Origin of the sequence: Phenylobacterium sp. (assembly GCF_046463815.1) — a bacterium.
In the GTDB taxonomy this organism is placed as follows: Bacteria; Pseudomonadota; Alphaproteobacteria; order Caulobacterales; family Caulobacteraceae; genus Phenylobacterium.
In genome coordinates, this window is the sequence record NZ_JBKBRO010000038.1 from 1 (window position 1) to 7,966 (window position 7,966).

Annotated in this window: 7 protein-coding genes; 4 read left to right on the top strand and 3 right to left on the bottom strand. The window is 72.5% G+C overall.

Going from position 1 to position 7,966, the window contains the following annotated elements; genetic code table 11:
- Positions 1–122: 122 nt before the first annotated feature.
- Together ACK4TT_RS17950 and ACK4TT_RS17955 are read right to left on the bottom strand one after the other, a co-directional pair.
- On the bottom strand, positions 123–1,112 hold the full coding sequence (locus ACK4TT_RS17950; protein ID WP_409637990.1) for a glycosyltransferase family 2 protein: 990 nt from the start codon (positions 1,110–1,112) through the stop codon (positions 123–125).
- Between the two features lie 98 nt (positions 1,113–1,210).
- The gene (locus tag ACK4TT_RS17955; protein WP_410213602.1) at positions 1,211–2,179 is read right to left on the bottom strand and encodes a 1-phosphofructokinase family hexose kinase; all 969 of its coding nucleotides are present in this window, start codon (positions 2,177–2,179) and stop codon (positions 1,211–1,213) included.
- A gap of 183 nt (positions 2,180–2,362) precedes the next feature.
- Between ACK4TT_RS17955 and ACK4TT_RS17960 the strand changes: the two genes are divergently transcribed.
- Genes ACK4TT_RS17960 through ACK4TT_RS17975 form a run of 4 tightly spaced genes read left to right on the top strand, consistent with a single transcriptional unit; the run spans position 2,363 to position 7,116 of the window.
- Complete coding sequence (locus tag ACK4TT_RS17960; protein ID WP_410213603.1) at positions 2,363–2,779, top strand: hypothetical protein; 417 nt, start codon at positions 2,363–2,365, stop codon at positions 2,777–2,779.
- 30 nt (positions 2,780–2,809) lie between these two features.
- Positions 2,810–3,538 carry an ABC transporter ATP-binding protein gene (locus ACK4TT_RS17965; RefSeq protein WP_410213604.1) on the top strand — a complete coding sequence of 243 codons (729 nt, stop codon included), beginning with the start codon at positions 2,810–2,812 and terminating at the stop codon, positions 3,536–3,538.
- The gene (locus ACK4TT_RS17970) at positions 3,535–5,904 is read left to right on the top strand and encodes an FtsX-like permease family protein (RefSeq protein ID WP_410213605.1); all 2,370 of its coding nucleotides are present in this window, start codon (positions 3,535–3,537) and stop codon (positions 5,902–5,904) included. Before ACK4TT_RS17965 ends, ACK4TT_RS17970 begins: the two co-directional genes overlap by 4 nt.
- A gap of 3 nt (positions 5,905–5,907) precedes the next feature.
- Entirely contained in the window at positions 5,908–7,116 is a 1,209-nt protein-coding gene (locus ACK4TT_RS17975) for an efflux RND transporter periplasmic adaptor subunit (protein WP_409638005.1), read from the top strand.
- Positions 7,117–7,120: 4 nt separating this feature from the next.
- On the opposite strand, the gene ACK4TT_RS17980 is transcribed toward ACK4TT_RS17975, so the two are convergent.
- A partial coding sequence (locus ACK4TT_RS17980; protein WP_410213606.1) for a universal stress protein occupies positions 7,121–7,966 on the bottom strand: 846 nt, incomplete at its 5' end.

Below are 7,966 nucleotides of genomic sequence, written 5' to 3' on the forward strand. Positions count from 1 at the left end.
ACTGGCCGGCGTCGTGCGGGCATTCCTATGCAGGTTCATCCGGTCCCCTGAGATCAGCTGAGTCTTCGCAACACCAGCCTTCCCGGTCCGGACCGGATGGACAACCTATTGGCACCTCACACCTAGCGCCCGCGTCTCTCGTTCGGCGGACCGCCCTCCGCTGGCCGGAGTTCCGCCCGGAGATCGGCCACCAATCCGGCCCAGAACGCCTGGAACGCGGTGTCGAGAAGGTCGCGGTCGCCGGCCCGGATGCGGGCCTCAAGAGCAGGCAAGGCCGCCTTAAGCGTCGCCGCACCGGACAGGAACTCGGTCGCCACGTCGTAATACCGATCGAGCTTGGCCGTCGCGCTAAGGCCCTCCTCGACCGTCAAACGCCCGGCGGCGAACTCCCCGCGCACAAACAGCTCCCATTCGCAGACCCCCATGGCGAAGGCGTAGCTGCGACGGGCCGAGGTGTTCTGGTCGGCGTGCCGGCGGAATTGACCCACCGTCCGGCCGACGCCGACCACGGCCCTCTTGCGGGCGGCGTTGAGATAGAGTGCTACGTCGCCCAAGCCGTCGATTTCAAAGGGCCCATACCGGTAGAGGTCATCCAGCGTGACGTCCGCGTCCCGGTCGATGAGGACGTTGGAAAGTTCGCCCACCCGGTTGTGACAGGTAGGTACGATCGCCCTGGCCATTTGAACGGCGTCGAACGCGATGGACTTGTCGGGCGCGAGCAGACGGGGCTGTCCCCGCAGCCGCCCCGCGTCATCGACTATATCGCGGTGGCCGAAGGCCACGCCCGCGCCCTGGTGCTGCATCAGGAGATCGGTCAGATCCCGCAGGGCGTTGGGAAGGAGGACGTCGTCGTCGAACAGGTATTTCACGCGCGGACGCTGGGCGAGGCCCCACAGACGCCGCACGTTGGCCGTCGCGCCCTCACGGCCGGCGGTGCGGGAATAGCTGATCCTAGGGTCGCGGAAGCGCTCGACGATGGGAAGGACGTCCTCGCCACCGCTGTCGTCGCTGATCAGCAGCTCGTAGTCGGCTTCTGCCTGGGCGAGCACGCTGGCGATCGCCTGGGCGAGGAAGTGGGGCCGGTAGGCCGGGATGAGGACGCTGACGGTCAAGTTCGAGGCCCTTCGCCCGGGGTTCGGGCCGCCATTTCCAGGGGCTACTTGGAATCAAGCGTCCGCGACAAGGCCTGCCTGGGCTCGCCCGGGCGGCGTCAGCGGCCGACGGCGGCGGCGCGGGGTTCGGGAACCGGCTCGACGATCACCTGGGCGAGGAGCCGTCGCACGTCGGCGGATCGGGCCAGTTCCGTGCCGGGGGCGAGCAGCGCCGCCGAGCCGCCCGCCATCCCGAGGTTGAAGGACTCCTTCAGGGTCAGCTTCGAGGCCAGGCCCCAGAGCATGGCGCCGAGGAAGCTGTCGCCCGCGCCCACGCTGCTCACGGGCCGGATCGGCAGAGCCTGCGCGCGCCAGGCGTCGTGGGCGGTGACCAGCAGGGCGCCTTCGTGGCCCAGGCTCAGCGCCACCGCGCCCAGCCGGCCGCGGGCGATGAGCGCCCGGCAGGCGGCGACGCGGGAGGGCTCGTCCGAGAGGGGCGCGCCGGTCAGCTCGCGCATTTCGCGCAGGTTGGGCTTCACCAGGAACACGCGTTCGGCCAGCGCCGCCTTGAGGGGCGCCCCGGAGGTGTCGAGGGCGAAGCGGACGCCCCAGCTTTCCACGATCTCGGCCACGCGGGCGTAGAAGTCGTCTGGGACGCCCGGCGGCAGGCTGCCGCTGGCGCAGAAGATGTCGGGCCGGGTCGGGAGTTCCGCCAGCGTCCGCAGGCAGGCCATCCATTCGACGCCGTGGAGGTGCGGTCCCGGCAGCACGAAGCGGTACTGTTCGCCGGAGGTCTCGTCGAGGACGGTGACGTCCTCGCGGGTCTCACTCCCGATGGCCACGGCTGTCGCCTCGACGCCCTCGGCCTCCACCAGGCGCTCGAGCATCTGGCCCGTGAGCCCGCCCGACGGGAAGATGGCGATGGTCCGGGCGCCCAGGCGGTGGGCCATCCGCGCCACGTTGACCCCTCCGCCGCCCGGGTCGCGCCGCGCCGGGCTGCAGCGCAGCTTGCGCACCGGCTCCACCCGCTCCGCCGAGGTGGACATGTCGAGCGCGGGATTCATGGTCAGGGTCGCGATGACGGGCATGCACGGTCTCCCAGTTTGCGCACGCTGCCCCGAAGCGGGCGTGCGCGCCTTGAGCCACGTCAACCCTGGGTGGGCGCGGGCGGACGGCGCCCTTGACGGGCGTCAAGGCGGTGACTGACGTCGTGTCGCGATAGTGCGTTTCACTTTCCCCGCCTCCGTTTGGCGCTGACAGGCGAGAACCCCATGACCCACCCGTTCGCCCTTCCCGACCGTCTTCCCCCGGACCTGGAACGGGTCCTGGCCTACTGGCGAGGGCTGCTGCGCGGTTCGGCCCAGATGCCGTTCTGGGACGACGCCAAGCTCACCGACCTGCCCGACCTTGAGCCGCGCCTGTTCCTGGTGGACGCGTTCCAGCGACCCGAGCGGTTCCGGCTGGGCGTGGTGGGCGAGGCGCTCGCCAAGGACGTGTCGGGCGAATTCCTGGACGAGATGACGCTCTCGCGCCCGCTCCAGTTCCTGCGGGCCCAGTGCAGCGCCGCCGTGGAAGCCGTCGGCCCGACCTTCTTCCGTTCGGAAGAGGACGGCTATTCGCGTCTGGTGCTGCCCATGTGGGGCGACGGGCGGACCTCGATGCTGCTGGGCGCCGTGGACTTCGGCTGAGCCGGTTCCCTCCCCGCGAAGGGGATGAGCATGGCCGCCGCCGCGCCCGCCCACACCGGCCCCGCCATCGAGATGCGGGGACTGACCAAGGTGTACCGCACCGAGGCCGGAGACGTTCACGCCCTGCGCGGCGTGGACCTGTCGATCATGCCTGGGGAAACGCTCGTGCTGCTGGGCCCCTCGGGCTCGGGCAAGTCCACCCTGCTCAACATCCTGGGCGGCCTCGACCGCGCGAGCTCGGGCTCGGCCCGGTTCCATGATTTCGAGCTGACGACCGCCGGCGCGGACCAACTCACCCGCTACCGGCGCGCCTCGGTGGGCTTCATCTTCCAGTTCTTCAACCTGGTTCCCAGCCTGACCGCCCGGGAGAACGTGGCCCTCATCACCGAGATCGCCCGGAATCCCATGACGCCCGAGGAGGCGCTGGCCCGCGTCGGCCTGGCCGACCGCATGGATCACTTCCCCGCCCAACTCTCGGGCGGCCAGCAGCAGCGGGTGGCGGTGGCCCGCGCCATCGCCAAGCGGCCCGCGCTGCTGTTCTGCGACGAACCCACCGGCTCGCTGGACAGCGAGAGCGGCGTGCAGGTGCTGGAGGCCATCGCCGAGGTGACCCGCGACGTGGGAGCGACCACCATGATCGTCTCCCACAACACCGACATCGCCGCCATGGCCGACCGGATCATCCGCTTCCGCGACGGCCAGATCACCGAGATCGAGGTCAACGCGCGCAAGGTCGCGCCCCGGGAGATGAGCTGGTGAGGCCCGCCCCACTCGACCGGAAGCTACTCAGGGACCTCTGGCGGCTGAAATGGCAGGTGCTGGCCATCGCCCTGCTGATCGTGTGCGGGGTGTCGGTGGCGGTGATGGCGTTCTCGGCCCAGCGGGCGCTTGCCCAGGCCCAGGCCGCCTTCTACGCCGACACCCGCTTCGCCGACGTCTTCGCCCAGGCGAGGCGCGCGCCCCTGTCCCGGGTCCAGGCGCTCACGCGGATCGACGGGGTGACGGCGGTGGACGCCCGCATCGTGGAGTCCGGCCTGATGGACGTGCCGGGCCTGTCGCGGCCGGCGGTGGCGCGGGTCATCTCCCTGCCGCAGGATGACGACCGGGCGCTGAACCAGATCCGGCTGGTGCGCGGGCGGATGCCCGCCCCCTCGAGCCGCGACGAGGTGGTGGCGCTGAACACCTTCCTGGACGCGGCGAACGTCCGGCTGGGCGACCGGCTGACCACGGTTCTGGAGGGGCGGTCGTTCACCTTCACCATCGTCGGCGGGGCCCTGTCGCCTGAGTACGTCTATGTGCCGGCCTCGGAATCCTTCATGCCCGACGACGCCCACCAGGGCGTGTTCTGGGCGCCGCGGGCGACGGTGGAGCGGGCGGCGGGCATGACCGGCGCATTCAACGCCGTGGCCCTGAGGCTTGCGCCCGGCGCCTCGCTGCCGGCGGTGCTGCAGGACGTGGACCGCATCCTGGCGCCCTACGGCGGCCTGGCGGCCCAGGGACGGGAGGACCAGCCCTCGCACGCCTTCCTCGACGCCGAACTCAAGGAGCTGTCGACCTCGGCCTCCATCCTGCCGCCGGTGTTCCTGATCATCGCCGCGGCGCTGGTGCACCTGGTGGTGTCGCGGCTGGTGGACGCCGAGCGCGAGCAGATCGGCCTTCTGAAGGCCTTCGGCTACCGCGACCTCGAGGCGGCCCAGCCGTACCTGAAGACCGCCGCGGCCATCGGCCTGGTCGGCGCCCTGGGCGGCGGGCTGGCCGGCGCGCTTCTGGGCGCGGCCATCGTCGACCTGTACCGAGACTACTTCCGGTTCCCGAACCTGACGGTGGAGTTCCATTGGGCGGCGTTCCTGGCCGCCGCGGCCGTGGCCGTGGGGGCGACGCTGGCGGGCTCGATCTCGGCCGTGCGGCGGGCCGCGGCGCTGTCGCCGGCGATCGCCATGCAGCCGCTGCGGCCGGCGCTCTACCGGCGGGGCCTGCTGGACCGGCTGGCGCCCGGCCCCTCCATCGACCAGGCGACGCGGATGATCGTCCGCAACCTCGAACGCTTCCCGGTGCGCGCGGGCCTGGCGGTGGCCGGCCTGGCGGCCAGCCTCTCCCTGCTGGTGGGCGTGCAGTTCATGTTCGACAGTTTCGACCGGCTGATCGACCAAGCCTACTACCGCATCCAGCGCTGGAGCGAGTCGGTGGGCTTTGCCGAGGCCCGCAGCGTGGCCTCGGCGGCTGAGCTCGGCCGGCTGCCCGGCGTCCTCGCCGTCGAGCCGGTTCGCACGGCCGGCGCGCGGCTGAAGGCCAACGGCCGCCAGGAGCTGACCCGGGTGGTGGGCCTCACCCCCGGCGCGGCCTTCGACCGGCCCCTGGACGCCCAGGGCCGCCCCATCCCGTTAAAGGGCCGCGGCGTGGTGATCAGCGAGGCGCTGGCCAAGCGGCTCGACCTCGCGGCCGGCGACACCGTGCGCGTCGAGATCGTCCAGGGGCGCGGCGGGTCCGCCAGCCTGCCGGTCACCGCGCTGGCCCGCGACTACAGCGGCTTCACCGCCTACATCGACCGCCGGGAGCTGAACCGGATCATGGGCGAGGGCGACCTGGCCAGCGGGGCGCACATGCTGGTGGCGGCCGATCGCCGCCCGGCCTTCTACGCGGCCATCGAACGCACGCCGCAGATCGTGGGCTCGTCGTCGCGGGACGATACCGTGGCGGCCTTCCGGCAGGTGATGATCCAGGCCTTCGAGACGACCATGGTCTTCTATGTGGGCTTCGCCGCGGCCATCGCCTTCGGGGTCGCCTACAACACAAGCCGCATCGCGCTGTCGGAACGGTCGAGGGACCTGGCCACCCTCCGGGTCCTCGGCTTCGGCCAGGGCGAGTGCGCCTACATCCTGACGGGCGAGCTCGTGGTCCTTGCCCTGGCCGCGGTTCCGCTGGGGATCCTGGGCGGCAACGCCCTGGCCCAGGGGCTCGCCGTCGCCTATTCGCGGGAGGAGGTCCGCCTGCCGCCGGTGATCACGGCGGGCAGCTACGGAGCGGCGCTCGCCGCCTATTTCGCCGCCGTGGCCCTGGCCGGGGTGCTGGTGGCCCGCCGGATCTGGGGGTTCGATCTGGTTTCGGTCCTGAAGACGAGGGAGTAGCCGGTGGCGAGGATCAGATGGGCCAGGTGGGGCCTGGGCGGGGCGGCGGTCGCGGCGTTCGCCATGACCCTGGGCCTGATGTTCGCCCCGCGGCCCGTGCCGGTGGACAGCGCCCCGGTGAGCACGGGCCCCATCGCCGAGAGCGTCGCCGACCAGGGCTACGCCCGGGTGCGCGAGGCCTATGTGGTGGCCGCGCCCGCATCGGGCCGGCTGGAGCGCGTGCCGCTGAAGGTGGGTGACCGGGTGAGCGCGGGCGAGACGGTGGTGGCGCGCATCCGCCCGGCCACGGCCGATCCACTCGATCCCCGGGCGCGGGCCCAGGCCGAGGCGGCGGTGGCCTCGGCGCGGGCGGCGGTGGGGGCCGCCGTCGCCCAGCGCGACCAGCTGGCGGCCGAAGCCCGCCGCGCCGAGGCCGACCTGCAGCGGACCCGCACCCTGGCGGCGAGCGGTTACGCCTCGCGCCAGGCCCTCGACAGCGCCGAGGCCGACGCCCGGGCCACGGCGGCCGCCGTGCAGGCGGCGACGGCCCAGCTTGCGGTGGCGCGTTCGGAACTGGCGGTCGCGCGGGCCGCCCTGATGGGTCCGCAGGCCCAGGGACGAGAGACCGTCACCGTGACCTCGCCCGCCTCCGGCTACGTCACCCGCGTGATGCAGGAGAGCGAGCGGACGGTGGCCCAGGGTGCGCCGCTCCTTGAAGTAGGCGACCAGACCGGCCTGGAGGCCGCCATCGAATTCCTTACCCAGGACGCCGTGCGGGTGCGGGAGGGCATGACGGCCGAGATCTACGACTGGGGCGGCCCGGGGACGATCCCGGCCCTGGTGCGGCGGGTCGAGCCGCAGGGCTTCACCAAGATCTCGGCCCTGGGCGTGGAGGAACAGCGGGTGCTGGTGCTGCTCCAGTTCACGGGCGAGCCGGCGAAGTGGACGAAACTCGGGCCCGGCTATCGGGTCTGGGGCCGGGTGTTCCTGCGCCGGGAGGCCAAGGCGGTGAAGACCCCGCTGGGCGCCCTGGTCCGCGCCGACGGCGGCTGGGCGGTGTTCCGGATTGCGGACGGCCGGGCGCGGCTGACGCCCGTGGAGATCGGCGCCATGACCGACAGGGAGGCCGAGGTCCGCAAGGGCCTCAAGGCCGGCGAACAGGTGGTGGTCTTCCCCTCCGACAAGGTTCGCGACGGCGCGCGGGTGAAGATCGAGACCGGGGCCGCCCGCTGAGCGCTCAGGCCGAAGCCGTGGACCGCCCGGCGACCAGGTCTTCCCCAACGGCTTCCGGCACGACCAGCGTATCGCAGCTCGCGGCCATCAGCAGGCGCCCGGCGACGTCGGGTTCGAGGCGTCCGAACACGCCACGCCGGTCATGCGCGCCCACCACCATGAGGTCGGCGCCGTCCCCGGCGGTGCGGCCCACCACTAGGTCGTCGGGATCGCCGGCCGCGACCTTCGCGGTGAGTTTCGGCTGGCCCGGGGCGCGCGCCCGCACGCGCGCCACGAAGGCGCGCTGGTCCTTCAGGGCGAGGGTCCTCAGGTCGCGGTTCAGGGCCTCCTCGTCGAGGAAGCCCGCGAACGGGGCCCGGTAGCCGTGCAACAGGCTGAATTCCGCCTGCGGGAAGCGCGAAGCCGCCCAGACGACCGCAGTCTCGGCGGCCGCCGAGAAGTCGGTGGGCACAAGGACGCGGCGGTAGGGCCGGCTCGCCCGGCGCTTCACCACCAGGACCGGCGTCCGCGCCCGCCGGATCAAGGCCTCGACCGTGCGCCCGGGGTTCGAGCGGCCGAGGAGCTCGTTGCGGGCCATGCCGACGACGATCAGGTCCGGATCGAGCGACTGGGCGACGTCGATGACGACGGCCTCGGCGGCGCCTTCCACGGCCGTGACGTCCCAGGCGATCGATCGCCAGCCGACGGTCTCGGCGACCTCGGCCCGGGCCTCGGCCTTCGCCGCGGCGATGCTGGCGCGCCAGCCCGGCTGCGGCCGTCCGGGTTCGATGGCGGTGACCACCTGGAGCGTCGCGCCCCAGGCCTCCGCGAGATCGCACGCACGGTCGAGCGCGCGGTCGCAACGGCCGCT

Coding starts and splice junctions, on each gene's coding strand:
- ACK4TT_RS17960 (WP_410213603.1), top strand. CDS start 2,363: ATGACCCACCCGTTCGCCCTTCCCGACCGTCTTCCCCCGGACCTGGAA.
- ACK4TT_RS17955 (WP_410213602.1), bottom strand. CDS start 2,179: ATGCCCGTCATCGCGACCCTGACCATGAATCCCGCGCTCGACATGTCC.
- ACK4TT_RS17965 (WP_410213604.1), top strand. CDS start 2,810: ATGGCCGCCGCCGCGCCCGCCCACACCGGCCCCGCCATCGAGATGCGG.